Origin of the sequence: Deinococcus apachensis DSM 19763 (assembly GCF_000381345.1) — a bacterium.
Lineage (GTDB): Bacteria > Deinococcota > Deinococci > Deinococcales > Deinococcaceae > Deinococcus > Deinococcus apachensis.
Genome location: NZ_KB906400.1, coordinates 265986 through 292219, shown reverse-complemented (window position 1 = coordinate 292219; position 26234 = coordinate 265986). Strand labels below are relative to the sequence as shown.

At 69.9% G+C, this 26234-nt stretch carries 24 protein-coding genes; 15 read left to right on the top strand and 9 right to left on the bottom strand.

Annotated features, from left to right (window positions below; genetic code table 11):
- Nucleotide 1 precedes the first annotated feature (1 nt).
- From hpaD to F784_RS0108195, 8 genes are read right to left on the bottom strand one after another with little or no spacing between them, the layout of a single operon-like run.
- Nucleotides 2–976 carry a 3,4-dihydroxyphenylacetate 2,3-dioxygenase gene (gene hpaD / locus F784_RS0108230; RefSeq protein WP_026332361.1) on the bottom strand — a complete coding sequence of 325 codons (975 nt, stop codon included), beginning with the start codon at nt 974–976 and terminating at the stop codon, nt 2–4.
- Nucleotides 969–2462 (bottom strand): 4-hydroxyphenylacetate 3-monooxygenase, oxygenase component, encoded by a 1494-nt coding sequence (hpaB, locus tag F784_RS0108225; RefSeq protein ID WP_019586248.1) that lies wholly within the window; start codon nt 2460–2462, stop codon nt 969–971. Before hpaB ends, hpaD begins: the two co-directional genes overlap by 8 nt.
- Before the next feature lies 1 nt (nt 2463).
- Entirely contained in the window at nt 2464–3273 is an 810-nt protein-coding gene (locus F784_RS0108220; RefSeq protein WP_019586247.1) for an NAD-dependent epimerase/dehydratase family protein, read from the bottom strand.
- Nucleotides 3270–3842, bottom strand: a complete 573-nt coding sequence (locus F784_RS0108215; RefSeq protein ID WP_019586246.1) for an SMI1/KNR4 family protein — start codon at nt 3840–3842, stop codon at nt 3270–3272. Before F784_RS0108215 ends, F784_RS0108220 begins: the two co-directional genes overlap by 4 nt.
- Nucleotides 3839–5392: a 5-carboxymethyl-2-hydroxymuconate semialdehyde dehydrogenase gene (gene hpaE, locus F784_RS0108210; protein ID WP_019586245.1), complete on the bottom strand. Its 1554-nt coding sequence runs from the start codon at nt 5390–5392 to the stop codon at nt 3839–3841. Before hpaE ends, F784_RS0108215 begins: the two co-directional genes overlap by 4 nt.
- Nucleotides 5389–6030, bottom strand: coding sequence for a VOC family protein (locus F784_RS22645; protein WP_019586244.1), 642 nt, complete (start codon nt 6028–6030; stop codon nt 5389–5391). Before F784_RS22645 ends, hpaE begins: the two co-directional genes overlap by 4 nt.
- A 2-nt stretch (nt 6031–6032) precedes the next feature.
- Nucleotides 6033–6773, bottom strand: coding sequence for a hypothetical protein (locus F784_RS0108200; RefSeq protein WP_157465118.1), 741 nt, complete (start codon nt 6771–6773; stop codon nt 6033–6035).
- Between the two features lie 53 nt (nt 6774–6826).
- Nucleotides 6827–7627 (bottom strand): fumarylacetoacetate hydrolase family protein, encoded by an 801-nt coding sequence (locus F784_RS0108195; protein WP_019586242.1) that lies wholly within the window; start codon nt 7625–7627, stop codon nt 6827–6829.
- A 139-nt stretch (nt 7628–7766) separates the two neighbouring features.
- Here F784_RS0108195 and F784_RS27045 point away from each other — a divergent pair, with 139 nt between their 5' ends.
- From F784_RS27045 to F784_RS26595, 10 genes are all read left to right on the top strand, one after another.
- A complete protein-coding gene (locus F784_RS27045; RefSeq protein ID WP_019586241.1) occupies nt 7767–8879 on the top strand; it encodes a PucR family transcriptional regulator in 1113 nt (370 codons plus the stop codon).
- Between the two features lie 121 nt (nt 8880–9000).
- Nucleotides 9001–9960 (top strand): NAD-dependent epimerase/dehydratase family protein, encoded by a 960-nt coding sequence (locus F784_RS0108185; protein ID WP_019586240.1) that lies wholly within the window; start codon nt 9001–9003, stop codon nt 9958–9960.
- Nucleotides 9957–10814 carry an MBL fold metallo-hydrolase gene (locus tag F784_RS22640; RefSeq protein WP_019586239.1) on the top strand — a complete coding sequence of 286 codons (858 nt, stop codon included), beginning with the start codon at nt 9957–9959 and terminating at the stop codon, nt 10812–10814. Before F784_RS0108185 ends, F784_RS22640 begins: the two co-directional genes overlap by 4 nt.
- Complete coding sequence (locus F784_RS0108175) at nt 10807–12114, top strand: F390 synthetase-related protein (protein WP_019586238.1); 1308 nt, start codon at nt 10807–10809, stop codon at nt 12112–12114. The genes F784_RS22640 and F784_RS0108175 overlap by 8 nt, the downstream gene beginning before the upstream one ends.
- A gap of 11 nt (nt 12115–12125) precedes the next feature.
- On the top strand, nt 12126–13115 hold the full coding sequence (locus F784_RS0108170; RefSeq protein ID WP_019586237.1) for a 3-oxoacyl-ACP synthase III family protein: 990 nt from the start codon (nt 12126–12128) through the stop codon (nt 13113–13115).
- The gene (locus tag F784_RS0108165; protein WP_019586236.1) at nt 13112–14227 is read left to right on the top strand and encodes a glycosyltransferase family 2 protein; all 1116 of its coding nucleotides are present in this window, start codon (nt 13112–13114) and stop codon (nt 14225–14227) included. The genes F784_RS0108170 and F784_RS0108165 overlap by 4 nt, the downstream gene beginning before the upstream one ends.
- A 126-nt stretch (nt 14228–14353) precedes the next feature.
- Complete coding sequence (locus F784_RS0108160; protein ID WP_019586235.1) at nt 14354–15499, top strand: ABC transporter substrate-binding protein; 1146 nt, start codon at nt 14354–14356, stop codon at nt 15497–15499.
- Between the two features lie 69 nt (nt 15500–15568).
- Nucleotides 15569–16978: an FAD-binding oxidoreductase gene (locus F784_RS0108155; RefSeq protein WP_019586234.1), complete on the top strand. Its 1410-nt coding sequence runs from the start codon at nt 15569–15571 to the stop codon at nt 16976–16978.
- Nucleotides 16979–17006: 28 nt separating this feature from the next.
- The gene (locus F784_RS0108150) at nt 17007–17579 is read left to right on the top strand and encodes a hypothetical protein (RefSeq protein ID WP_019586233.1); all 573 of its coding nucleotides are present in this window, start codon (nt 17007–17009) and stop codon (nt 17577–17579) included.
- Complete coding sequence (locus F784_RS26595) at nt 17576–17818, top strand: AAA family ATPase (RefSeq protein WP_019586232.1); 243 nt, start codon at nt 17576–17578, stop codon at nt 17816–17818. Before F784_RS0108150 ends, F784_RS26595 begins: the two co-directional genes overlap by 4 nt.
- Nucleotides 17819–17981: 163 nt before the next feature.
- On the opposite strand, the gene F784_RS0108140 is transcribed toward F784_RS26595, so the two are convergent.
- Complete coding sequence (locus F784_RS0108140; RefSeq protein ID WP_019586231.1) at nt 17982–18944, bottom strand: ArsR/SmtB family transcription factor; 963 nt, start codon at nt 18942–18944, stop codon at nt 17982–17984.
- A 393-nt stretch (nt 18945–19337) separates the two neighbouring features.
- Between F784_RS0108140 and F784_RS0108135 the strand changes: the two genes are divergently transcribed.
- The 5 genes from F784_RS0108135 (at nt 19338) to F784_RS0108115 (ending at nt 25954) form a co-directional block, all read left to right on the top strand.
- Nucleotides 19338–20624: an ABC transporter substrate-binding protein gene (locus tag F784_RS0108135; protein ID WP_019586230.1), complete on the top strand. Its 1287-nt coding sequence runs from the start codon at nt 19338–19340 to the stop codon at nt 20622–20624.
- 72 nt (nt 20625–20696) lie between these two features.
- A complete protein-coding gene (locus F784_RS0108130) occupies nt 20697–21605 on the top strand; it encodes a carbohydrate ABC transporter permease (protein ID WP_019586229.1) in 909 nt (302 codons plus the stop codon).
- Nucleotides 21602–22435 (top strand): carbohydrate ABC transporter permease, encoded by an 834-nt coding sequence (locus F784_RS0108125; RefSeq protein WP_019586228.1) that lies wholly within the window; start codon nt 21602–21604, stop codon nt 22433–22435. Before F784_RS0108130 ends, F784_RS0108125 begins: the two co-directional genes overlap by 4 nt.
- A 98-nt stretch (nt 22436–22533) precedes the next feature.
- Nucleotides 22534–24441 (top strand): glycoside hydrolase family 2 protein, encoded by a 1908-nt coding sequence (locus F784_RS0108120; protein WP_019586227.1) that lies wholly within the window; start codon nt 22534–22536, stop codon nt 24439–24441.
- Nucleotides 24442–24523: 82 nt separating this feature from the next.
- Complete coding sequence (locus F784_RS0108115) at nt 24524–25954, top strand: xylulokinase (protein ID WP_019586226.1); 1431 nt, start codon at nt 24524–24526, stop codon at nt 25952–25954.
- Nucleotides 25955–26234: the final 280 nt, after the last annotated feature.

Here is a 26234-nt window from a genome sequence, read left to right as displayed (position 1 = left end):
TTCAGATGACATGCGCCGGAATCCCCCGCAACTCGCCCTCGGCGGGCTGTACCCAGCCGCCCCCGAAGGCCTCCATGAGCGAGCCCTCCTCGAACCAGCTGCGCGGCGTTCGGGCACCCCACAGGGTCTGGCGCCGGGGGTCGTCACGCAGCCAGCGGATGGGCTGGAAGTCGGGGTCCACCGTGACGTAGTCGCTGGTGTACAGCTCGATCCGGTGGCCGTCCGGGTCGCGCACATACAGGAAAAAGGCGTTGGAGATGCCGTGGCGCCCCGGCCCGCGCTCGATGCGTTCGGGCTGCCGCGCGCCTGCCAGGATGTCGCATGCCCGGATGATGCTCATGGCGTCGGGCATCCAGTAGGCCCAGTGGTGCAGCCTCGGGCCCGCTCCGTTCGTCATGGCGAGGTCGTGGACGCCGCCGCGGCGCTGCACCCAGGCAGCCCAGACGCGCCCGTTCTCGTCCTCGGTGTACTCCGAGAGGCGGAAGCCCAGCCGCTCGCCGTACCAGTTCATCATGCCCTCCACGTCGGGGGTCAGCACGTTCACGTGGTCCACCCGTTGCAGGCCCGGCCCCCGGTGGAGGTGGTAGTCCTGGAGCAGCCATCGGTGGGTCTGGCTCTCCCGGAAAAAGGCGACGGGCACGCCGAAGGGGTCCTGCATCCGCAGCATCCGCGGGCGGTCGAGTTCCTCCTCCCAGCGGTAGGGGAGACCCTCGCGCTCCGCCAGGGCGACGAGGGCGTCGAGGTCCGCGTCCCCCCGCACCCGGTAGCCGAGGTGCCGGACTCCTGCCTGCGGAGCCTGCTCCAGCTTCAGCGTCCACTCACGGTCCTCCACCCCGCGCAGGTAGAGGGCGTTCCCCTCCTCGTGCAGCACGTTCAGGCCGAGAAGATTCACGTAGAAGTCGCGCGAGGCCTCCAGATCGGTGACGGTGAAGACCGAGTGGGCGATGCGGATCACATCTGGACGAACCTCAGTCATCCGCCGCCACCCCCTCCGGTTTCTCGGTGCGCTTCAGGAAGGTCTGGATGCGCTCCACGGCGGGCCCCTTGTTGTAGACCTCGTACAGCGCCGAGTGCATCCGCACCGGGTCGCCGAAGAAGAACTTTTCGTATAGGCTCTGGCGCCCGCCAAAACTGCTCATGGACATGTCCCAGGCGAGGCGGAAGAGCTTCAGGCGCTCCTCCGCGCTGGCGTTCCCGGCTTGCAGGTACTTGCTGATCTGCGGCCCCAGCGGCCCCTCACGGTCGGCCTTGCCCGGCATCATGATGATGCCCGAGGCGCCCAGGAGTTGCAGCAGTTCGGGCAGCCGGGCGTACTCGGCGGGGTAGTAGTTGCGCGCAGCGTCGAGTGGTCCCCGAGCCGGGGTCATCACGCCGTACTCGTTGACGGTCGCCCCGTCCCGCGCCGCGACCTCCAGTGCCCGCATGATCTCCAGCATGATGATGATCTCGGCGACCTTGCTCTGCACGTGCTGGAACTGCCCCGAGCCGATGGCATTCACGATGCTCTGCGCGGTGCCCAGGAAGGCTTCCGTCTTAGCGATCTTGAGGTTCACGACCTGGTAGGCCATGTGCAGCACCGCGTCGGTAGCAGCGTAGGCCTTGTTCGCCAGCTCCACGTCGTAGAGCAGGAAGACGCGCTCCCAGGGCACCAGCACATCGTCGAAGATCACGAAGGCGTCCTGCTCGTCGAAGCGGCTGCCCAGGGGGTGGTCCTCGGGGTCGCGGCCCACGTCGAAGGGCTCGCGGCACTGGAAGCTCAGGCCGGGCGTGTTCGTGGGCACCGCGAAGCCCATCGCGTAACGGCTCTTGTCCGCGTTCTCCTTGAGCACCGTGGAGGGGAAGATCAGGATCTCGTCCGCGATGGGCAGCGTCGCCATCATGCGGGCGCCGCGCACGATGATGCCCTCCTCGCGCTCCTCCACCACCCCGAGCGCGATGTAGGGGTCGGGCAACTCGGAGGCCATCTTCGCCCGGTTGACCTGCGGATTCGTCAGCGCGTGCGTCAGGCAGAGGTCGTGGTCGCGCACGAACTCGAAGTAGCGGCGCATGTTGGCGGCGAAGTCACGCTGGGGATCACCCGGCCTGCTCGCCTCACAACGGTTGAAGTAGTCGGCCCCCGCCCCCGCCGCCATCACATTGGCGTTCATGTAGTCGGGGGCGCGGCCCAGGAAGCCCAGTGAGTAGTCGGCGCGGATGCGGTGAGCCTCGCCGATGCGGGCCAGGTCCTCCTTCGTGCGCGGCACGAGCAGGCTCATGGGATACCGCTGGCCGTCCTCCTCGAAGGTGAGCTTCTCGCGCAGGTCGGGGCGATTCTGGAGGTCGTACAGCCCCGCCAGCGAGTGCGCCATGTTGCGCGTCGCGGGATGGGTGGTGGGGTCCTCCACCCGCGCCCCGTCGAGGTAGAGGGTGGGCGGATTCTTTCGCAGGCGGTCGAGGAACTGCTGTCCGGTGATGGCTGCCATGTCATTGCTCCTTCCCGGCGAGGCCGGTGTAGGTCGAATCGACAAAAATCCCGCCCTGCCGCTGCTCGGTGATATCCGAGGGGTCGCCGTGGATGTGCTCCACATCAGCCGCATAGGTTTCCGCATCGTCCTGCGGCACGTAACCCAGCCGGTCCCAGCCCTCCGGCGTCATCCAGCGCCTGGTGTTGCCACTGATGCCCGCGACGATCAGGAAGCCCACGTCTGGCGCGGTCACGGCCCGCCCGAACAGTTGCGCGGCGTCCCTGGGGCTGAGCCAGGTGCTGAGGTGGCGGGCGTCCTTCGGCCGGGGCTGGAAGGAGCAGATGCGGACGCCAACGAATTCGATCCCGTACCGCTCGAAATACATCCGGCCCAGCGCCTCCCCGAAGACCTTGCTGACGCCGTAGTAGGTGTCGGGACGCACCGGCACGTTCGGGCCGATCTTCTCCGAGCGGGGGTAGAAGCCGACCGCGTGGATGGAGGAGGCGAAGGCGACCCGCCGCACCCCCGCCTGCCGCGCGGCCTCCAGCACGTGATAGGTGCCGTCCATGTTCACGTCGCGGATACGCTCATAGGTGTGCTCGTCCGCGATACCGCCGAGGTGGATGACGGCGTCCACGCCCTCCACCGCGGCGCGGACCTCGTCGAACTTGGTGAGGTCGGCGTAGACGATTTCCTCGCCCGGCTGCGCCTCGCCCAGGTCGCGGTTGTCCGTCAGGCGCAGGGTGGGGAAGTGGCCGCGCAGGCCCTCGCGGAGGGCGGAGCCGACTTGCCCGGCGGCCCCGGTGAGGAGGATGCGGACGGGGTTCATGCCTCCTCCAGTTCGTCGCGTGAGATCAGGCTGTCGTACTCCCCGGAGTAGACCCACTCCCCGGAGGAAAGCTCGCCCAGGACATCTTCGAGGTAGCTTCCCAGACTGCTGAACATCACTTCACTCGGCCCAACCTCGTGGTCCATGAAGAGGACCTGTCCGACCTGTCCTGCCTGGCCCGGGGTGGTGTCGATGACGTACCCGTTTCCCCCACCGTCGGCATGAAGAGGAATCCAACCAGCGTTCCACCACCCCGGTTGAACCTGGCCCGAATGCTCGTTGTGGTCCTGGTTGTCGTCAAAGTCCCCACCCTGAAGCAGGTCCATCCAGATCTGGCGCTCGCTCTGGATGCCTTCGAGGGAGAGGAGATCACCGCCACGCCAGCCTCCCGCCGTGGAGCCGTCGTGTCTGCGCAATGATTCGCGCAACTCCCGTGGAAACGTCATGGCAAGCTGTTGTTCAGCCTCGGCCATAGCTTCCTCGGAAGCTCCGGGATGGAGGAGGTGGGAGGCTCCGTGCGCCGCGTACCACGCCTCGATACGCTCCCAAACGGCCTGAGTATCACTCACCCCTCCGCCACCTCCTTCCCGATCACAGGCGCCTGCCCCACGCCCAGCTTCGCCGTCTTGTGCGTCCCGAGCGAGATGGCAATGTTCTTCGTCTCCATGTAGAAGTCGAAGGAGTAGTCGCCGCCGTCCCGCCCGATGCCGCTGCTCTTGACGCCGCCGAAGGGGGTGGGCAGGTGACGGACGTTTTCCGAGTTCACCCAGATCATCCCGGCCTCCAGACCGTGTGCGAAGCGGTGAGCGCGGGTGAGGTCGTTCGTCCACAGGTATCCGGCCAGCCCGTACTTCACGTCGTTGGCGAGGCTCAGCGCCTCCGCCTCGTCGGTGAAGGGGATGGCGGTCAGGACGGGGCCGAAGATCTCCTCCTGGCTGATCCGCATGTCGTTACGGGCCCCGGTGAAGAGGGTGGGGGAGACGTAGTTGCCCGCGCTGCCTACGCGCTCGCCGCCCGCCGCGATGGTGGCGCCTTCCTCGCGCGCCCGGTCGAAGTACCCCAGGACCTTCTCGAAGTGGCGGGGATGGACCAGCGGGCCGACCTCGGTGGTGGGGTCGAGGGGGTCACCGACGCGAATGTTTCGCGCCCGCTCGGCGATCCGGGCGGTGAACTCGTCGTAGATGCCCTCCTGAATCAGCACGCGGCTGGAGGAGGTGCAGCGTTCGCCGTTCAGGCTGTAGATCATAAAGACCACGGCGTCGAGGGCCTTGTCGAGGTCCGCGTCATCGAACACCACGACCGGGTTCTTGCCGCCCAGCTCGAAATGCACCCGCTTTAGCGTTTCCGCCCCCTGCCGCATGATGTGGCTGCCCGTGACCGTCTCGCCGACGAAGGCGATGGCCTGGATCAAGGGGTGTTCCGTCAGCGCCTTCCCCGCGCTCTCCCCGAAGCCGTGGACGAGGTTGTGCACGCCCTTCGGCAGCCCCGCCTCGTCCATGATCTCGGCGAGGAGCGTCGCCGTGACCGGGCTCCACTCGGCGGGCTTGTGGACGACCGTGCAGCCCGCCGCGAGGGCCGGGGCGATCTTCCAGGTGGAGAGCATGAAGGGCGTGTTCCAGGGCGTGATGACCCCGACCGGGCCGATGGGCTGCCGAATCGTGTAGTTCAGGAAGCCGGGCGCAGGCAGGCTCTCGCCGTCCGCCGCGCCCGGCGCCCGGTCGGCGTAGAAGCGGAAGTTCTCCGCCCCGCGCGCCGCCGCCGACTTCATGAAGCGGATGGCCTGCCCGGTGTCCACGCTCTCCAGCACGGCGATCTCCTGCGCCCGCGCCTCGATCAGGTCGGCGATGCGGTGCAAGATCCTGCGGCGCTCGGCCCCGCTCACCTCGCGCCACGTCTGGAAGGCGTCGTGGGCGGCCCGTGCCGCGCGGTCGATGTCCGCCGCGTTCCCGCTCGCCACAGTCGCCAGCACCGAGTTGTCGGTGGGCGTGTGGGTCTGGAAGGTCTCGCCGCCCAGGGAGTCCACCCACTCGCCGCCGATGAAGTGGCGCAGGCCGCCGGTCAGCTTGCTGTCCCGCAGTTGCCGGGCGAGGTCGTGGTTGGGGTGTGTCGTCTGGGTCATGGGTGCTCCTTGAGGTCGAAAGCGTGGTCCCCGTTGCGGCCCTGAAGGTGAAAGGGGAGGGGCCAGGCCGGATCCCCCACCGGGAACCAGCCGCGACCGGCCTGCACCACGATCAGCAGCCCTTCCTCATCGCCCAGCGGAGTGAAGGTGGGCGACCCCTCGCGGTAGACGGGGAGCCCGAGACGCTGTTGCAGGTCGCGCACGGCCCGGGGCACGTCGGGAACGACCAGGCCCAGCTCGCTCACGCAGAGGAGATCGGCCACGCCGAAGCCGGTGCCCGGGGAGGTGGGCAGGGTGTGCCGGGCGATGAGTTCGAGGATGTTTCCTTCCGCGTCGCGGAAATAAACCATGTCGGCGTTCCACGACTTCGAGTGGAAGCTCGTCTCCCCCGCCGGGTCCGCCAACAGGGGAACCCGTTCCTCCAGCCATGCCCGCGCCCCGGCGAAGCGGTCCTCCGGTACATTGAACGCGAAGTGGGAGGGGCCGCCCAGTTCTCCCACGACGAAGCGCAGGAGCGTGGACCCTACCCGCAGGTTCAGAGCCCCCACCTCGTCTGTGTCGGCGGGCAGGCCCAGCACGTCCCCGTAAAACGCTCTTTGCGCGGCCAGGTCCCGGGCAGGCAGGGTGAGGACCTCCATCCTCACGGCTGCCCCCTCGCCGGGCGGCTGACCGAGTAGGCGAGGAAGCCCTCCTGCCCCAGCGTCTTTCCGTTCCGCGACACGGTCAGGGTGGCGCCGGGTCCGCCGCTCACGCCGCCAACTGCCAGCCTGTAGGCGTACCCGTCCGGCGTGGTCCAGGTGTACTCCTCCTGGCCTCCGGTGGTGTGCTGTCCCCCCGTCACCGTCACCCCCCCTTGCCCGTCAAAATCCCGGCTGGTGTAGGTCACGCGTCCGTTACTGGCCCGGACGATCACCGTGCGCCTGCCCGTCACGCCCAGGAAGACGACCCCGCTCGCCCAGCGGCAGCTCACGCGCCCGTCGAGCGGCGTGTTCAGGCTGACCCGGTCCATCGTCTCGCCGCTCGCGGTGCCCTGCACGTTGCTGGTGCGGATGTAGTAGGTGTAGGTGTTCGTATCCACACCGTCTTGCAAGGGGTACAGGGGGCGGTAGATGCTGCCCGCCGCGCCGTCGGGGGCGCCCACGCTGTACATCGTCCGGGTGACGCGGGCGGGGTTCGCCTTGAAGAAGCGGCGATACACGGCGATGCTGGCCGCCCCGCTGTTGGACAGGGTGATCACCCGGTCAGGGGCGTCACACAGAACGGCGGCAGGCTGCCAGCGATTGCCGTCGAGCACGAACGTGGACTGCGTGAAACTTCCGGGTGCGGCGGCGGACAGGGTGGAGAGGGCCAGGCCGAGCGTCAGGGCAAGGTTGCGGGTCATACCCACAGCATGATCCCGGCGGGTGAGGTTCACCTCTAGCGCCCGTTCCCCCCTCACCGTCCGTCCCACTCCCCCTCCCGCGACTCCTGGCCGGTGATGGGCTCGGCCTCCTCGTCCTCCTCCTGGATGTCGTTTTCGAGGATTCCGAGGCCTTCCACCTCCAGCCTCATCACGTCGCCGGGGTGAACGTGGCTGATGCCCTTCGGGGTGCCCGTCAGAATCACGTCGTCCTTTTGCAGCGTCATGAAGCGCGAGATGTGCTCAATCAGCTCGGGGATGGAGAAGATCATGTCGCGCGTCGAGCCCTCCTGCCGCAGCTCGCCGTTCACGTGGGCGGTGAGGCGCAGGTCGTGGGGGTCTCTGATCTCGTCGGCGGTGACGTAATACGGTCCCAGCGGCCCGAAGGTGTCCCAGCCCTTGCCGCGCAGGGGCGGGCGGAAGGTGTTCGTCACGTAGTCGCGCACCACGAGATCGTTGCCGATGGTGTAGCCGCCGACATACTCCATCGCGTCCCTCGCCTTTACCCGCCGCACGTCGCGCCCGATGATCACGCCGAGTTCGACCTCGTAGTGCATGAACTGGGCGCCGCGCGGGTAAATCACGGTGCCCCGGTGCGGCAGCAGCGTCGTGTTGGGCTTCCAGAAGAGGGCGGGTTCCTTGGGCTGCGTCAGGCCCAGTTCCCCCGCGTGATCGTGGTAGTTCAGCGCGAGCGCGATGACCTTCGGCGGATCGACGGGGAGGCGGAACTGGACCGCCCGGGGATCATGGGCGACGCCAGCCGGGTCGATGAGCTGGCCGTCCTGCATGTGGCCGTTCAGGAGGCGGCCCCCGGCGGTAAAGCGGGCGAATTTCAAGGGTGAACTCCGTTCATGGAACCTCCGCGCGGAGGGGAGATGGGTTTGGATGATCGGTTTTTCAGCATAGGACGGCCCGTTCACCGGGCCAATGGTTCGGGAGGTGAATCTGGGGGCCGTCTCCTGTACTTTTGGACAAATGCCTGCCTCCCCCACCCCGGAGCTTCCCGACGCCGCCCTCCTGGCGCTGCCGGGCGTCGCCGCGCTGCTGGCCGCCCTGCGGGGGGCAGTGGCGGGCGCCCAGCCCGAGCGCGAGCTGGCGGCGCTGCTCGCCCGGCTGACAGGCGGCTCCGCGGAGATTCGCGCGAGCTGGGGGGACGTGGTTGCCTCGGCGGGGCGGGCGGCGGGACCTCCCGTCACCCTGCGGCTCTCGTACGGGGACGCGAGCGGGGAGCGGCATGTGGGCACGCTGACGCTGGCGGTGCCGGAGGCTTGGGCGGCCCTCGCGCCCGTCGCGGCGGAATACGCCCTGCTCGCCCGGCTCCAGTCGGCGGCGGCGGGGGCGGCGCGGCGGCGGGTGGGGGAGCGGACGCTCGACGCGCTGCTCTCGGGCACGGCGGAGGGGCTGGAGGGCTCCGAGCCCATCGCGCTCGCGCTCGCCGCTTTCGTCCACCCGCCCGCACCCGGGGCGCTTGCCCGCCAGGCCCACGCCCACGCGCTCGACGTGCTCGCCGCGGTGGGGGAGGGCTACTTTCTGGAGCGCGGCCTCGCGGCCCACTCGACCGTGCGCGGGGAGCGGGCAGTGTGGCTGTGGCACCCCGCCGACCTGGAGCGCGAGGCGCGCGATCTGCACGCGGCCCTGACCGCCAGCACCGCCCAGGACGTGCGGCTGGGGGTCAGCGGCACCCATCCCGGCACCCGCCACGCCCGCGCCGCCGAGCGGGAGGCCCGCCACGCCCTCGCCGCAACCCGGCAGAAGCGGGCCTTCACGACCTACCACGCGATGGATCCGCTGTACGCGCTGCTCGCCGGGGGCGGGCTCTCGACCCTGCGCGATCAGGTCCGCGCCCGCCTCACCGGGTTGGGCGACGGGGGCCGGGTGGAGGCGACCCTGCGGGCCTACCTGGGCTTCTCAGGACCCTTGCCCGACCTCGCCCGGCGGCTGAACATCCACGTCAACACGCTGCGCTACCGCCTGCGCCGCGCCGAGGAGGCCCTGGGTGGGAGCCTGCACGACCCGGCGCTGCTGGCCCGGCTGTACCTCGCCTTCGAGGCGGAGGGGGAAGCCCCCGCCCCGGCACCGGAGCGGTGAGCAGGCCCACGGGGGGCTCGTCATCCCCGGATCATCCCCACCCGGGCATCCTCGTCCTATGGTCCCTTCGTCCCAGCGCCCGCGTTTGTCCGGCACGCGCACCTCTGCCTATCCTGTCCCCATGCGCGTGCTTGTCACCGGGGCGACCGGCTTTCTCGGGGGAGTGGTCGCGCGGGAGCTGGCGCAGGCCGGGCACGAGGTCACGGGCGTGGGGCGCGACCCCGCGAGCGGCGCGGCCCTGGAGGAGGCGGGGGTGCGCTTTCTCCCCCTCGACCTGCGCTCGCCCGGGCCGTGGGAGAAGGAGCTGGACGGGGTGGACGGGGTGCTGCACGCCGCCGCCCGCTCCAGCCTGTGGGGCCGCTGGGAGGACTTCGTGGCCGACAACATCACCGTCAGCGCCCGGCTGGCCCGTGCCTGCGCCGAGAGGGGGGTGCGGCTCGTGTTCGTCGGCACGCCCAGCGTGTACAACGCCACCGGACAGCATGTACAGGTGCCCGAGAGCACCCCGGTCGGCCCCCGCTTCGACAGCCTGTACGCCCGCAGCAAGTTCCTCGCAGAGGAGGCCGTGCGCCTCGCCCACCCGGAGGCCACGGTCCTGCGCCCGCGCGGCATCTACGGTCCGGGCGACACCGCCATCCTGCCCCGCCTCACCCGGGCGCTGCGCTCGGGGCGCCTGCCCCGCCTCACCCGCACCGAAGTCCACACCGAACTCACCCACGTCCGCAATGCCGCCCACGCGGCGAAGCTCGCCCTGGAGCGGCCCGCGCCGGGGGTCTTCAACGTGACAGACGGGGAGACGGTCCCGATCTGGGCGCTGCTGGACCGCTTGGCCGACCGGCTGGGGGTGCCGTGCCCCCACCCCTATGTCCCCGCGCCGATGGTGGAGGGGGCCGCCGCCCTGCTCGAAGGCATAGCGCGGCTGCATCCGGCGAAGCTCGAGCCGGTGCTCACCGCGAGCGGGGTGCGGCTGCTCACCCGGGCCATGACGCTCGACCTGACCCGGGCCCGCGAGCGGCTGGGCTATGCCCCTGTCGTTCACCCCGTCGAGGGTCTGGACGAAGTGCTGCGGGCGCTGCCGTGACGGGGGCGGGCGTGGCGGTCCAGGTCGTGCCGCTCATCGCAGGCGAGTGCCTGAACATCGCGGCGTTGACCGAGCGGGGGGCCTCCTGGCGTGTCCGGGCCTACCCGGCGGGGTTCGCCCTGCTGCGGCATCCCGTGCATGGCCCCGTGCTGTTCGACACCGGCTACGGCCCCCGGGTGCTGCGGGCGATGCGGCGCTGGCCCGGCGTGCTGTACGGCCTGGTCACGCCGGTGAGGCTGCTCGCCGAGGAGACGGTGCCCGCCCACCTTGCCCGGTATGGCCTCACGCCGGGGGACATCCGGAACGTGATCGTGTCGCACCTGCACGCCGATCACGTCGGGGCGCTGCGCGACCTGCCCCAGGCCCGCTTCCACCTCGACCCGGGCGCCTATGCGCCGTTGAGGAGCCTGCAAGGAGTCCGGGCCGTGCGGCGGGCCTTCCTGCCGGACCTCCTTCCGCCCGACTTCGGAGCCAGAATTCAGGCGCTGGAGTTTCGACCGGCGCCCCCCGGCCTCGCCCCCTTCGAGCGGGCCGCCGACGTGTTCGGGGACGGCAGCGCATATGCCCTCCCGGTGCCCGGCCACGCCCCCGGCATGGTGGCGCTGGTCGTTCGCACGGGGGTGGGCGCCCCGCTGGAGGGAGACGGCACCGGCCTCACCCTGCTCGCGGGCGACGTGGCCTACAGCGTCCGGGGGCTGCGGGGGGGGCGGGAGGTCCACCCCCTGACGCGCCTCGTCTTCTTCGACCCCGCGCAGGAACGCCTGAGCCGCAGGAGGTTGGGCGAGTGGTTGCGGAACCACCCGCGGGCGCGGGTCATCGTGAGCCACGACGCGCCGGAGCCCCAGCATGGATAGCCTCACCGTCCTGCGGCACGCGCTGGGGGAGGGGCGGCTGATGTTTCGTGACCGCGCGGCGCTGCAAGCCCATGCGGAGCGGCTGGCGGCCCGGCACCTGCGCTGGGTCGTCGCCCACAGCCCCTGCACGGCGGAACGGTTCCGTCAGGCGGGGCTTTCCCTGAACGAGTGGCGGCACCTCCCCGTCACGACCAAGGCCGACATGATGGCCCACTTCGACACGCTGAACACGGCGGGGGTGCGGCTGGAGGACGTGCTGCGCGTGGCCCGCCACGCCGAGGACAGCCGCGACTTCACGCCGACGCTGCCCGGCAGGCGCGGGGAAGTGACGGTCGGCCTCTCCACCGGCACGAGCGGGCACCAGGGAGCCTTCATCGTGAGCCGGGCCGAGCGGGTGCACTGGGCGGGGGTGGTGCTGCGCCACCTCCTGCCGAGCTGGCCGCGCGGGCTGCTCGCCCGGCACCGGGTCGCCTTCCTGCTGCGGGCCGAGGGTCACCTGTACCGCAGCGTGGGCGGGCGGCGGCTGGACTTCCACTTCCTCGACCTGCTGCGTCCCCTCGGCGAACTGGCCGCCGATCTCACCGCCTACCAGCCGACGGTGCTGGTCGGGCCACCCAGCGTCCTCCGGGCACTGCTGGATGCCGGGGCCACCGCCCAGCCCGAGCGCGTCGTGAGCGTGGCCGAGGTGCTGGAGGACGACGACCGCGAGGCGCTGGCCCGCGGCTTCGGGCCGGTCGTCCAGGTGTACCAGGCGACCGAGGGCCTGCTCGGGCTGCCCTGCCCGCACGGCGAGCTGCACCTGAACGAGGCGCACGTCCATTTCGACCTCGAACCGCTGGGGAACGGCCATCTGCGGCCGGTGGTGACCGACCTGCGCCGCCGGGTGCAGCCCATCATCCGCCACCGCCTGGACGACCTGCTCGTGCTGGGGGAGGGTTGCCCGTGCGGCCTGGCCTCGCGCCGGGTGCTGCGGGTGGCGGGGCGGCAGGACGACGCCCTCGACCTGCCCGGGGGAACGGGGCGGGTAACCCTTTGGCCCGACTTCCTGCGGGGCGCCCTGACCCGGGTGCCGGGACTGCGCGAGTACCGGGTGGAACAGGTGGGGCCGGGGGAGCTTCACCTGAGGCTGGACCCGTTGAGCGTGGAGATTCAGGCCGGAGCCGGGCGGGAGGTCCGGCTGGCCCTGGAACGCGGCGGCGTGGACCCGGAGGCCGTGCGGCTGACCTGCCTGCCCCTGGCGCCCCCCCCGGCGGGGGTTAAACGAAGGCGGGTGACCCGGCTGTGGAAGAGCGCATCATAGGGGGAACGCCCATGACTGGCACCCTGAACATCCGCATCCTGGCGACCGCCCAGGCCCTTCCCCGGCGCGTGGTGAGCACGGCCGAGGCTGCCGACTGGTGCGGGGTAAACCCCCACATTGCCGAGCGCCGGACGGGCGTGCGGGAACGGCGCTGGCTGTCCGGCGGGGAAACGGCCCTGACCCTGGGGGCGCAGGCGGCGCGGGAGGCGATTCGGGCCGCCGGACTCGCCCCGAACGATGTGGACGTGCTCCTGAACGCGAGCGGCAGCCAGCTTCAGCCCATCCCCGACGGGGCGGCGCTGCTCGCCTGCGAACTCGGCCTGCGCGGGGCGGCGACCTACAGCCTGCACGGCACCTGCCTGAGTTTCCTGCTCGCCCTGCATCACGCGGCGCTGCTCGTCCACACGGGTCAGGCCCGGCGCGTCCTGATCGTGAGCAGCGAGGCCGGGAGCGTGGGCCTCAACCCGGCCCAGGCGGAGAGTGCCCTCCTGATCGGGGACGGGGCGGCAGCCGTCCTGGTGGGCGAGCCCGAGCGGCCTGACCAGGGCGTGGAGGCCATGCGGCTCGAAACGTACCCCGAGGGAGCGGATTACACCCGGATTCGCGGCGGCGGCAGCCTGCTTCCCCCCGGTCACCCCGACGTGACACCGCTGGACTTCACCTTCGACATGCAGGGCCTGCGCGTCCTGAAACTCGCCTCGCAGGTCGTGCCGGGCTTTCTGGAACGGCTGCGGCCCGGGCTGAGTGGGGGCCTCCCCGGCATCGACCGCGTCATTCCCCACCAGGCGAGCCAGGCGGGCCTCGACCTGATGCGCCGTTACGGCTGGCCGGAGGAGCGGGTGGAGGTGACCCTCCCCACCCTGGGCAACGTGATCGCCGCCAGCCTGCCGCTGACGCTGCACCAGGCGATGACGGAAGGAAGAGCGCGAGCGGGCGACACGTTGCTCCTCATCGGCACGGGGGCGGGGCTGAGCGTGGGCGGGTTGATCCTGAGGTTATGAGGAACAAGCGGGGCCGCAGCTCCTCTCTGTCTGGTCTGTCTGGCGTGTACCTGGGCGCTGCCCTGGGCTTCCTGGCCCTCAAGGGCGCCACGCTGCTGCTCAACGCCGCCGTCTTCCCCCGCCTGCGGCCCCAACCTGTTCCTCCCGGCTCCCCCCGCGTCTCGATCCTGATTCCCGCCCGCGACGAGGCGCACAACCTCCCCCTCACCCTCCCCGGCGTGCTGGCGCAGGGGGCCGATGAGGTCCTGGTCCTGGACGACGGCAGCGGGGACAGGACGGCACAGATTGCGCGGGGACTGGGCGCGCGGGTGATCCCCGGTCAGCCCCTCCCGCCCGGCTGGTTCGGCAAACCCTGGGCCTGCCAGCAACTCGGTGAGGCGGCGAGAGGGGAGGTGCTGATCTTTACCGATGCGGATGTGCGCTGGCATCCCGGTGCGTTGGGGGCGGTCCTCCAAGAGCTGGCGACACGGAAGGCCGACCTGCTCACTGTTCTCCCCAGGCCCGAGGAGTTGACGCCAGGCGCCCGCATTCTGACCCCGCTGGTAGACGCCGTGGTGCTCTGTCTCCTGCCCTACCCGCTCCTCCAGACCCGGTGGCCCCTCGCCACGACCGCGAACGGGCAACTGATGGCGTTCAGGCGTGAAGCCTACGAGGCGCTGGGCGGTCATGCCTGTGTCCGCGCCGAGATGCTGGAGGACACCGTGTTCGCCCGCCGCCTCAAGGCCCGGGGAGGCCGGGTGAGGCAGGCGTTGGGGCAGGAATGCGTTGGGGTGCGGATGTACGGCGGCTACCGCGAGTCGGTCGCGGGCTTCGGCAAGAACGCGGTCGGGGTGCATCTGAATTCCCGCGTGCTGATGGTCACCCTGGGCCTGTGGCACGGGGCGGTGTACGCCCTGCCGTGGCTCGTCCCGGCCCGCTCGTCCGCCTGGTGGACCCTCCGGCTCGCCGGGCTGCTCGAACGCGCCCTCGTCAACGTCGTAACGGGGCGCCGCACTCCGGCCGATCTTGCCGAGGGGCTGCTCGGCCCCCTCACCCCCCTGTTCGCCCTACCCGCCTACCGGCTCGCCCTGCGCCGCCGCGTGACCTGGAAGGGCCGCGAGTACGCGCAGTGAGGGTGAGGCCCGGGCGCCAAACGACCGTTTGCCCCCGGCCTTTCTGCTACCATCCCCGCAAGCACAAGTTAAAGTCCCTGGCCGTCCGGGCCTTCCCGGGGCGGCTCCCCCTGTGGAGGTTCACCCATGATGAGGCCCGCCCGACTGCTCCTGACCGCTCTGCTCGCCTCCTCCTCGCTCGCCCTGGCCGACGTGCGGGTGGGCGTGGTCGTCTCCTCGACTGGCCCGGCGGCCAGTCTGGGCATTCCCGAGAAGAACACCGTGGCGCTGTTGCCCCAGACCATCGGTGGGCAGAAGGTCGTGTACACCATCCTCGACGACGCCTCCGACACGACCGCCGCCGTCACCGCCGCGCGCAAGCTGATTCAGGACAACAAGGTGGACCTGATCATCGGCACGACGACCACGCCCGCCTCGCTGGCGATGATCGACGTGGTATCGGAGGCGAAGGTGCCCATGATCAGCCTTGCGGCGTCGGAGGCGATCATCAAGCCGGTGGACGCCCGCCGCGCCTGGGTGTTCAAGACGCCGCAGACGGACGCGATCATGGCCGCCGCCATCGCGCAGAACATGCAGCAGAACAAGATCAAGACCGTGGGCTACATCGGCTTCAACGACGCCTACGGCGAGGGCTGGCTCAGCGAACTCCAGAAGAACGCGGCGGCGCGCGGCATCAAGGTCGTCGCCACCGAGCGCTACGGGCGCAGCGACACCAGCGTGACCGGGCAGATTCTGAAGATCCTCGCCGCCCGGCCCGACGCCGTGCTGATCGGCGCGTCGGGGGTGCCCGCCGTGCTGCCGCAGAAGACGCTGAAGGACCGGGGCTATACGGGCAAGATTTACCAGACCCATGGGGTCGCCAACGCCGACTTCCTGCGGGTGGGCGGCAAGGACGTGGAGGGCGCCATCCTGCCCGCCGGGCCGGTGCTGGTGGCCGATCAGCTCCCCGCCACCAACCCCATGCGCGCGATGGGGCTGAGGTACACCCAGGCGTACGAGGCCAAGTACGGCCAGAACTCAGTCAGCACCTTCGGCGCCCACATGTGGGACGCGGGCCTGCTGATGCAAAAGGCCATTCCGGTCGCCCTGAAAAAGGCCAAGCCCGGCACCGCCGAGTTCCGCTCCGCTCTGCGCGACGCGCTGGAGGGCACCAAGAACGTGATCGGCGCCCACGGCATCTTCAACCTGAGCGCGCAGGACCACCTGGGACTCGACGCCCGCAGCCGCGTGATGGTGCAGGTCGAGAACGGCACCTGGCAACTGCTGAAGTAGGGCAGGGGAGGGGAGAGGGGCCGGGTGAGGTGACCCGGCCTTCTCCCATGAGAGGAGGGATGGGCGTTGATGGAAGTGGAGAGCGGGTGGCTGGACCGCCTTCGTGAACGGCTGGGCGAGCAGGTCAGCGTGTCCCTGGGCGACCTGAACGCGCACGCGCACGACGAGGGCACGCCGTACACCTTCATGCCCGGGGCAGTCGTCTTCGCCGGGTCGGAGGCGGACGTGCTGGCGACGTTGGCCGTCGCGCGGGAGGAGCAGGTGTCCGTCACGCCCTGGGGCGCGGGGACCAGCCTGGAAGGAGCGGCGCTTCCCATGCCGGGGGGCCTCTCACTCGACCTGAGTGGCCTGGACACGGTCGGCGAGGTGGACGCGGTGGGCCTCACCGTCACGGTCGGGCCGGGGGTGCGGCGCCTGGCCCTCAACCGCCGCCTTCGCCCGCACGGCCTTTTCTTCCCGGTGGACCCCGGGGCGGATGCCAGTCTGGGCGGGATGGCCGCCACGAACGCGAGCGGCACGACCACCGTGCGCTACGGCGGGATGCGGGAGAACGTCGCGGTGTTGCGCGTGGCCCTGATGGACGGCCGCGTCCTCACCCTGGGGAGCGAGGCCCGCAAGAGCAGCAGCGGGTACGCGCTCAAACAACTCTTCATCGGGTCGGAGGGCACCCTGGGCGTGATCACCTCGCTCACCCTGCGGCTGCACCCCCTGCCGCCCGCCACGGCCAGCGTGCAGCTCGCCTTCCCGGACGTGGCCTCTGCCGTTCTGGCGAGCGTGACTGCGCGGGGGCTGGGCGTCACGCCCGAGCGGCTGGAGTTCGTGGACGCGGCAACCGTGCGGGCGGTGAACCGGCACCGGAGCCGCCATGACCCCGAGGCGCCGACCCTCTGGGCCGAGGTCGCGGGGCGCGATGCGGCAGATGTGGGCGCGGGCCTGGCGGGGCTAAGCGAGGCGGCGGAACTCCACGGCGGCGTGGTCGTGGGCGAGGCCCACACGCCCGAGGCGCAGGGGGACCTGTGGGCCGCCCGTCACGGGGTCTTCGACGCCCTTCGCGCGGCCTGGCCCGGTCACGCCACCCGCATTGGGGACGTGTGCGTGCCGCTCTCGGCCCTGGCGGGCACGGCGGCCCTCGTGCTGCGGCTGCTGGACGAACAGGACCTGACCGCCCCGCTCGTCGGCCATATCGGGGACGGGAACCTGCACCTGCTGATGCACGCCCCACCCGGGGATACGGAGGCCTGGTCCCGTATCGACCACGTGTTGCACGAGCTCGCCGCGCACGCCATCGCCGTGGGGGGCACCTGCACGGGCGAACACGGCGTCGGTCTCCGCAAGCGCGCGTACCTGCGAGCCGAACATGGGGACGCGCTGGACGTGATGCGGGACCTCAAGGCCCTCTTCGACCCGCACGGCCTCCTCAACCCCGGCAAGGTGGTCGGCGATCCCGGCTGGCTTCCAGGGGACGGGAGGCTGTCGTGAGGCCCGTTTCCTGGCATAGTTGGAAGGCATGAACCTCCCCTCCGCCGCCCGCCCCCTCGCCCTGACGGCGGGGCTGCTCGGCTCCTGCGCCCTGGCGCACGGGGAAAGCCCGGTGGTCAACCTGAAGGGGGCGGTGCTGTGCCTCGACTCGACCTCCGTGCAGCTGAGTTTCGAGGACACGCCCGCCGCGCGGCTTGGTCCCATCCGGGGCATCGGGCAGACCGTCAACCGGGTGATGGTGAGTACCCTCAAGGCTGCGGGAGTGCCGTATCAGGTCCAGCCCTCGTGCCGCAAGAGCCCGGCCTTCACGCTCATCCTGCTCAACGTGCGCTACCTGAACCCCAGGAATTACGTGGGCTTCGGTGACCCCGCCTACTCGTACACCCTCAGCCTCCAGGTTGGCCCGGCCGAGGGAAGTCCGGCGGCGGCGACGGCGAAAAATACCGCCATCCAGTTCGCGTCCTCGTGGAGCGACATCCACTCCGAGGCGCGTACGGGAAAGCCGGTGGCGAAGATGCTCGCGGCGCTGGGGCAGACCCAGGCGCAGGACCTCGTGCGCGCGTGGAAAAAGGACAACCCCAAAGCCCGCAGCGGCTCGTGAGGGTGGCGCCGGACGGCGCGTCTCCCGCCCTCGTCCTGGTGATCGGCGCCCCCGCCACCGGGAAAACGACCCTGGCGACCCGGCTCTCCGGGGAACTCGGCTGGCCCCTGCTGTCGCGCGACCGCGTGAAGGAACCCCTGCGGGACGCCCGGCTGGAAGGGGAGAGGAACGCTGACCTCGTCCTGAAGGCCCAGTGGCCGCTCTTCTACCACCTCGTCGCCGAGCTGCTGGGGGCTTAGGGCAAGGCTCAACAAGGTCGTCACCCTGAGCAACGCGAAGGGTCTGGCGTGAGGATGCTTCGCCTTCGCCCAGCATGACAAGGTGTCCGCGCCTCGCCTTAAACCCCGATTTTGGAGGCGTCCTGGCCTTCGTGCGCGTCCAGGCTCGAAAGGTCCCGGTCTTTCAGCGCAGGCGGTACGGTTTCTCGTTGGCGCCAAAGGCGTAGCGCGTCCGCATCACGAGGTCCTGGGGGTGGTTGCCGCAGTGGCGCCCGAACAGGTTGAGGCCGCCGACCTGCCAGGCATTCTCCTTCACGCCCAGCCGCACCGCGATGTGATTGTTGTCCTCCAGCCGCAGGTCGGCCAGGGTCACGTCCGACAGGCGCTCGCTGTCGATAAAGGAGCCCTCCGGCGTCACCCGCCAGTGCTTGAGCAGCCCGTACATGCTCTGGTCGTCCGACCACCACGCGGGCGTGAGGCGGCCCCGCTCGCCCCCGAAGTCGCCCGGCGAGGTCCAGGTGCCCACCTCGACGTCGTTGACCCACAGGGTGATGTCCGAAGGCCAGTCGAGGTTGTACTGCGGGGCCTCCGAACACAGCTCCACCGAGAGTTCGAGCTCGGTCGCGTGGGAACCAAAGGGAAGGTTGTTGGGAAAGGCGTAGTCCACGAAGCCGCAGCGAAACCACAGTACCTGCGCGAACACGTGGTCGGGCTCGAAAAAGGAGCGGGGATCGTCCACCCGGCCGATGATGCGGGTGTCGGACATCAGGCCGCAGTTGGGCCGGGCGTCCACCTGCCGGTACGCGCCGACCGGCATGCTGACCTCCACCATGTCCTCGCCCGCCTCGACCTTGACGCCGGGCAGCTTGAAAAGCAGCTCGTCGTAGCGCTTGGACACCAGCTTCTGCGCGCCGCGCGTGCCGGGGGTGTACTCCACATGGAGCAGCCCGGCGCTCTCCAGCTTCTTGAGGTGGAAAAACACCGTCGCGTAGGGCAGGCCCAGGGTGTTCGTGAGTTCGGAGACGTTCATCACGTTGTGCGAGAGCAGGCTCAGGATCAGCAGCCGCGTGTCGTGGGCGAGCGCGAGCAGGACGGGCAGAGCCGCCTCGCTGTCGATGGTCAGGGTGCGTGTGCCGGAAATAGGCATGGAATCTCCTTTCTCTCAACTTCAATACAAATATTGATAGATAGGCAAAACAGCCACTACATCGACCTTTCCTGGGGCAGACTCCCGAACGTTTCGGACCTGGGGGGTGGAACTCCCTCCATTCTATCGACTGAACTTGACAAAAAGAAAGAGTGGAGCGTACCATCCCTCCAACAAAACAACCTGTCAGACGCCGATGCTGGAACCCCGCCCCGCGTGCCGCCCCGATTCCAGCCCTTCCGGGTTCATCTCGCCGTTGTGCTGCCCTCTGCCGGGCGTTGTCCGGGAACCACCGCTTCCTTTCCTGATGCCACCCCTTCGCCTTCAGAGAGGAGCCCCCGCAGCCCGCCTGCTCGCCGTTCGGAGCCTCCCGACCTCTTCCCAAGGAGCCCCATGACCCGGATCACCCGACTTCTGACCCTCGGCGCCCTGCTCGGCGGCGCAGCCCTCGCCCAGCAGCCCACCAAGATCACCTTCTGGAACTTCCTGGGCGGCGGCGACGGCGCACGCATGAAGACGCTGATCGACGGCTACAACGCCAGCCAGAAGAAGTACCAGATTCAGCAGACGGTCCTCCAGTGGGGCGTGCCCTTCTACACCAAGGTCCGTACCTCCACCTCGGTCGGGCAGGCGCCGGACCTGATCTCCTTCCACCTCTCGCGCATCAGCGGCTGGGCGCCCGCGAACCTGCTGCGGCCCATCACCACCCAGGAACTGAGCAGCGCCGGGCTGAAGCAGGCCGACTTCTTCCCGCGCCTCTGGAACGCTGCGACCTACCAGGGCAAGCTGTACGCGGTGCCGCTCGACACCCACCCCCTGGTGCTGTACTACAACAAGGACGTCGCCCGCAAGGCGGGGCTGCTCGACGCCAGCGGCAACCTCAAGCCCATGAACTCCGTCGATCAGTTCACCGCCGCCCTCAAGGCCGTCAAGGACAAGACGGGCCTGGCGGGCCTGGACATGGAGAACCACTCGACCGCCTACATGCCCTGGCGGCTGTGGCTCACGATGGTCGAGCAGCAGGGCGGCAGCATCGTGACGAACAACAAGATCAGCGCGGGTGAGGCGGGCAAGAAGGCGCTGAGCATCATGGCCGATTGGATGAAGAACGGGTACATGCCCAAGAACTCCGACTATCCCAGCTCGGTCGCGCAGTTCACCACGGGCAAGACGGCCTTCATGATCAACGGCGTGTGGGAAGTGCCCACGATGGTCGACGGCCGCAAGACCGGGAAGTTGCCCTTCGACTACGGGGTGGCGCCCCTCCCCAAGTTCTTCGGCAACCAGGACACCTGGGGGGACTCGCACGGCTTCGCCATCCCCAACAACGCCCGCAAGCCCATTCCCGCGGACCGCCTTGCGGGCGTGATGGACTTCATCGCCTACGTGCAGAAGAACTCCCTGACCTGGGCGCAGGGCGGCCACATCCCGGCGTACCTCCCAGTGGTGAACTCGGCCAAGTACACGGCCCTCAAACCCAACTCGGGCTACGCCAAGACCTCGGCCGCCAACGTCACCTATGACCCGCCCGGCTGGTACAGCGGCGCGGCGGGCCCGCTGGAGGCCGTGTCCATCAAGTACTTCCCGGCGGCGATGGCGGGGCAACTCAGTGTGGACAAGGCCATGAGCCTGTTCGAGAGCGAGGCCAACAGGCTGATGGCCGGTCGGCCCAAGCCCTGAGCCCGGGGCGGCCCCGCGCGCCAGACGTGCGCGGGGCCGCTTCCCTTGTTTCCCCGCCAGGAGGGCCCTCCCGTGCGAGACACCATTCCGCCCCAGGCCCGCGTCCAGACCGGCGTTCCGCAGGCCACCCGGAGGCGCACCCCAGGGGGCCCCATCGCCCTCCTGATGCTGGCGCCCTTTCTGATCGCCTACCTGCTGTTCTTCGTCTTTCCCATTGGGCGGGCGGTGCAGCTCAGTCTCACCCAGTCCAGCCTGACCGAGACGGGCCCCTTCGTGGGGCTCACCAACTACGTGCAGCTCGCGGGGGACCCCGACTTCTGGGCGTCGGTGCTGCACACCGGCCAGTTCGCCCTGTACACGGTCATCCCCGTCACGCTGCTCGGGATGCTGATGGCGCTGGCGGTCAACCGCCTGGTGCGGGCGCGGAACTTCGCGCAGGCGCTGTTCTTCCTGCCCTTCGTGCTGCCCGTCAGCGTCGTGACGCTGCTGTGGCAGTGGATTCTCAACTCGTCGTTCGGGCTGGTCCACAACCTGTTCGGCACGGACATCGCGTGGTTCGGGGAACCGACGACCGCCATGCCGATGGTCGCCCTGGTGACGGTGTGGTGGACGGTGGGCTTCAACATGCTGCTGTTCCTCGCCGGTCTGCAGAACATCTCGCGCGAGGTGTACGAGGCGGCCCAGCTCGACGGGGCCCAGGGGTGGACCGCGTTCCGGACGATCACCTGGCCGCTGCTGTGGCCGGTCACGACGCTGGTGCTCACCCTGCAACTGATCTCGTCCCTGAAGATCTTCGCGCAGGTGTACATCCTGACGGGCGGGGGGCCCTTCAACTCGACGCAGGTGGTGCTGCAGTACATGTACAACACGGCCTTCCAGAACCTCGACGCGGGCTACGCCTCGGCCATCGCGGTGGCGTTCTTCCTGATCATCCTGCTGGTGTCGCTGATGCAGGCCGCGCTGCTGCGGGGGCGCTCATGACCGGGCACGGCAACCGCACGTGGGCCGCCGTCGCCACCGGCTCCACCCTGCTGCTCGGCGCGCTGTGGGCGTTCCCGCTGCTGTGGGCCGTCCTCACCGCGCTCAAGACCGAGGAGCAGGCCGTCGCCCAGCCCGTTCAATGGCTCCCCACCACGCCCACCTTCACCGCCTTCCGGGACGTGCTCACCCTCGGGGACCTGCCGCGCTGGTTTCTCAACTCCGCGCTGACCTCGCTGGTGATCACCCTCGCCACGGTGGTGCTCGCCGCGCTCGCGGCGTACGCCTTCTCGCAGCTCCAGTTCCGGGGCAAGAACATCCTCTTCTGGGTGTTCCTGGCGGGCATCATGGTGCCCTTCGAGGCGCTGCTCATCCCCCTGTTCCGCCTGATGAACGACCTGGGCAGCGTGAACACCTACGCGGGCATCATCCTGCCGCAGATCGTCTCGCCGGTCGCGGTGTATGTGTTCAAGGGCTTTTTCGACCAGGTGCCGAAGGAAATCCGCGAGGCCGCCGTGGTGGACGGCGCGAGCGAGTGGCGCATCCTCTGGAACGTGTTCGTGCCCCTGAGCGGCACCGTGCTGTGGGCCATCGGCATCGTGACCTTTATCGCGGCGTGGAACAACTTCCTGTGGCCCTTCATCATCACGACCTCGCCGGAGATGATGACGATTCCCCTGGGCCTCACGCAGGTGCAGGACGCCTACGGCCTGCGCTTCGCCCGGACGATGGCGACCGCCGTGCTGGGCGGGTTGCCGGTCGTGCTCGCCTACCTGATCTTCCAGCGCCGCGTCACCGAGGGCTTCCTGACCGTGACGGGCGTGAAGGGTTGACCGATCCGAAGCCCCTCCGCCCTGTACAGGTCTCCCGGGCTGATCCTCCGAATAGGGGAGGATAGACCTGCCGTGCCGCAACCTTTCAAGGAGTGCGAATGAGTGAACCCACTTCCCAGATGACCCTCTCCGGCACCCCTCTGCACCCCCGCCCGCAACTCACCCGCGAGCGCTGGGACGACCTGTGCGGCGTGTGGGCCTTCGCCCACGACGACGGGGACCGCGGCCTGGAGGAACGCTGGTTCGAGCGCGAGGACGTGTTCGACCAGAGCATCACCGTGCCGTTTCCGCCCGAAAGCCAGGCGAGTGGTCTGCGCGCGACCGGCTATCACCCCGTCGTGTGGTACCGCCGCACGGTGGAGGTTTCCCCCCAGGACCGCACCGGGCGCGTTCTGCTGCATTTTGGCGCCGTGGACTACCGCGCCCAGGTGTGGGTGAATGGCCGCCTCGTCGCCGAGCACGAGGGGGGCCATACGCCCTTCACGGCCGATCTCACCCCTGTCCTGGTGGAGGGCGAGACGCAGGTGATCGTGGTGCGCGCCGAGGACGACCCTCACGACCTCGCCCAGCCGCGCGGCAAGCAGGACTGGGAGGAGGTGCCGCACGCGATCTGGTACCACCGCACGACCGGCATCTGGCAGCCCGTGTGGCTGGAGATCGTGCCGCGCACCTTCATCCAGACCCTGCGCTGGACGCCGGACGTGGACCGGGGACGGCTGGGCCTGGTGCTGCGCCTGAACAAAGCGTCCGGGCAGGCCCTGCGCGTCCGCGTGCGGCTCAGCATTCGCGGCACGCGACTTGCGGACGACACCTACGCCCTGGAGGGTCAGGAGATCCGCCGCGAGGTCGAACTCGACCCGGTGCGCTACCGCGCGGGGCGCAAGGACCTGCTGTGGGGGCCGAGACGCCCCAACCTGATCGACGCCCGCATCACCCTCCTCGACGACGACGACAACGTGCTCGACGAGGTGGGGAGTTATGCGGCCCTGCGAAGCGTCGGGGTGCGCGACGGGCGGTTCCAGCTCAACGGCTCGCCCTACTACCTGCGCCTGGTGCTTGCGCAGAACTACTGGCCCGAGTCGCACCTCGCCGCCCCTTCGGAGGAGGCCCTGCGGCGGGAGGTCGAACTCGTCAAGTCGCTGGGCTTCAACGGGGTGCGGATTCACCAGAAGGTCGAGGACCCGCGCTTCCTGTACTGGTGCGACCGGCTCGGCCTGCTGGTGTGGGGCGAGATGGCGAACGCCTACGTCTTTACCCCCGAGACGCAGCGGCGCCTGACGCGCGAGTGGCTGGAGGTGCTGGAGCGTGACTACAACCACCCCTGCATCGTGACCTGGGTGCCCGTCAACGAGAGCTGGGGCGTGCCCGACCTGGAGGGGGACCCGGCGCAGCGGGCCTTCGTGCGCGGCCTCTACGAGCTGACCAAAGCCCTGGATCCCACCCGCCCGGCCATCGGCAACGACGGGTGGGAGGTCGTCGAGGGGGACATCCTCGGCGTCCACGACTATGCCCTGGACGGCGAGACCCTGCGCGAGCGCTACGGCTCCCCCGAGGCGCTGGAGCACACCCTGAAGACCGTGCAGCCCTCGCGCCGCAACTTTTACCTGGCCGGGCACCACCGCAAGGGCGAACCCGTGATGCTGACCGAATTCGGCGGGCTCAGCCACGCCCCCGGTGAGGCGGAGCGCTGGTGGGGCTACGGCACCCTGCCCGACACCGACGCGCTGCTGGCCCGCTATGAGGACCTGCTCTCCGCCGTGCTCGACAGCCCCGTGATCGCGGGCTTCTGCTACACCCAGCTCACCGACACCGAGCAGGAGACGAACGGCCTGCTGCGCGAGGACCGCACCCCCAAGCTCGACCCGGAGCGGGTGCGCAAGGTCACCTCCCGCGTGTCCCGGGCCGTGCAGCACGACGTCCTTCAGGAAATCCACGCCCTCGCCGACGAGCGCCGCCTCGCCCAGCTCAGGGCCCAGGATCAGGAAGAGGCTGTTGCGGAGGATTGACCCCATCAATGGGCGCCGGAGCTTTCCGTGACGGACAGCAGGCAGGCAGCGGTGAGGAGTCCCCGACGCGGGCGGAGGGCTCATGCACCTGGGACTTGATCTGGGCACCGGGAGCGCCAAGGTCGCCCTGTACGGGGAGGGGGGCGAGCGCGTCCGCGAGGCAAGCGCGTCCTACGCGGTCAGGGCCCCCCACCCCGGCTGGGCCGAGAGCGACCCCGGGGAGTGGTGGGCAGCCCTCGGCCGCGTCACCCGAGAGGTGGTCGGGGAGGACGGCGGGCGGGTCCGCGCCCTGGGCCTTTCCGGCCAGATGCACGGAGTGGTGCTGTCTGACGCGGAGGGAAGGCCCCTGCGCCCGGCGGTGCTGTGGGCGGACGCGCGGGCCGCGTCGGTTCTGGACATCTACCGCGCGCTGCCGCAGGACTTGCGCCTCACGCTGCGCAATCCGATTACGGCGGGCATGGCTGGTCCCACCCTGCTGTGGCTGCGCGAGCACGAGGTGGAGGTGTACGCCGGGGCACGCTGGGCGCTGCAACCCAAGGACTGGCTGCGCCTGCGCCTCACGGGGGAAGCGCGGGCCGAGCCCTCCGACGCCTCGGGGACCCTGTTGTACGACCTGGGACGGGACGGGTGGAACGCTCCTGTCGCGGACGCACTTGGTCTGCGTTCCGATCTTCTCGCCCCGCTCACCGGGTCGCGGTCGGTCGCGGGGACGCTCACACCCGCGGCGGCGGCGCACCTGGGCCTCCCCGCCGGGCTGCCCGTCGCGGCGGGGGCGGCGGATACAGCAGCGGCACTTCTGGGCACGGCACTCCCAGAAAACCAGATACAGCTCACGGTGGGGACGGGGGCGCAGCTCGTGGTGCGAAGTATGGCCCTGCCGCAGGCCCGGGAAGGACTTCACGTCTTCCGCACGGCCCAGGACCAGGGCGGCTACACCCTGGGTGCCGTCCAGAACGCCGGACTCGCCCTGGAGTGGGCCAGGCGGACCCTGCGCTGCGACTGGGAGGAGTTCTACACGCTCGCGCGGGGGGCGGAACCCGGTTCACGCGGCCTGCTCTTCCTGCCCTACCTGACGGGTGACCGCACCCCCCACCTTGACCCGCATGCCCGGGGAGGATGGCTGGGCGCGGGGCTGGAGCACGATCCCTCTCACCTCGCCCGCGCCGCCTTCGAGGGGGTGGCGCTCTCCATCCGGGAGGCGCTGCTGCTGCTGCCAGGGACTGACCGGCCCACCATCCGGCTCGCGGGGGGCGGTTCGGTTCATCCCTGGTGGCGACAACTGCTCGCCGACATCCTGGGGCGCCCGCTGGATGTCCTGGAGGTGCCGGGAGCCTCGGTGTACGGGGCGGCGCTGCTGGCGCAATCGGCGGTGACCGGGCGGCCTCCCGAAGTGGGCCCTCCCCATACCGAGGCGATCATCGAGCCCCACGCGGATGTGGATTGGTCGGACGTGGCGGGGCGCTTCTCGGCGGCCTACGGGGCTCTCCGGGGGTGGTTTGACCGCAAGCAATGATGCGTTTCCGTCTCCACCCCTGGGTGCCCACTTTCGCAGGAGGTCTATGAGACGGGTTTGGGGCGGGCGCGGAAGGGTGGCCGAGGGGGAGGGGGTAACCGCATCGCCTGAACCCGCCCTGAACATCGAGAGGGGAACTGGCCGGGCGCCTCACGTGTGCGTGGTTGATCGCGGCGGACCAGGGCCTTGAGCCTGGCCACTCCACGGATCAGGGAGGAGAGGGGGAACGCGGGTGACGTTCCGGACGGCAGATTTTCAACGGCCCTCCCCGCCAGCTTGA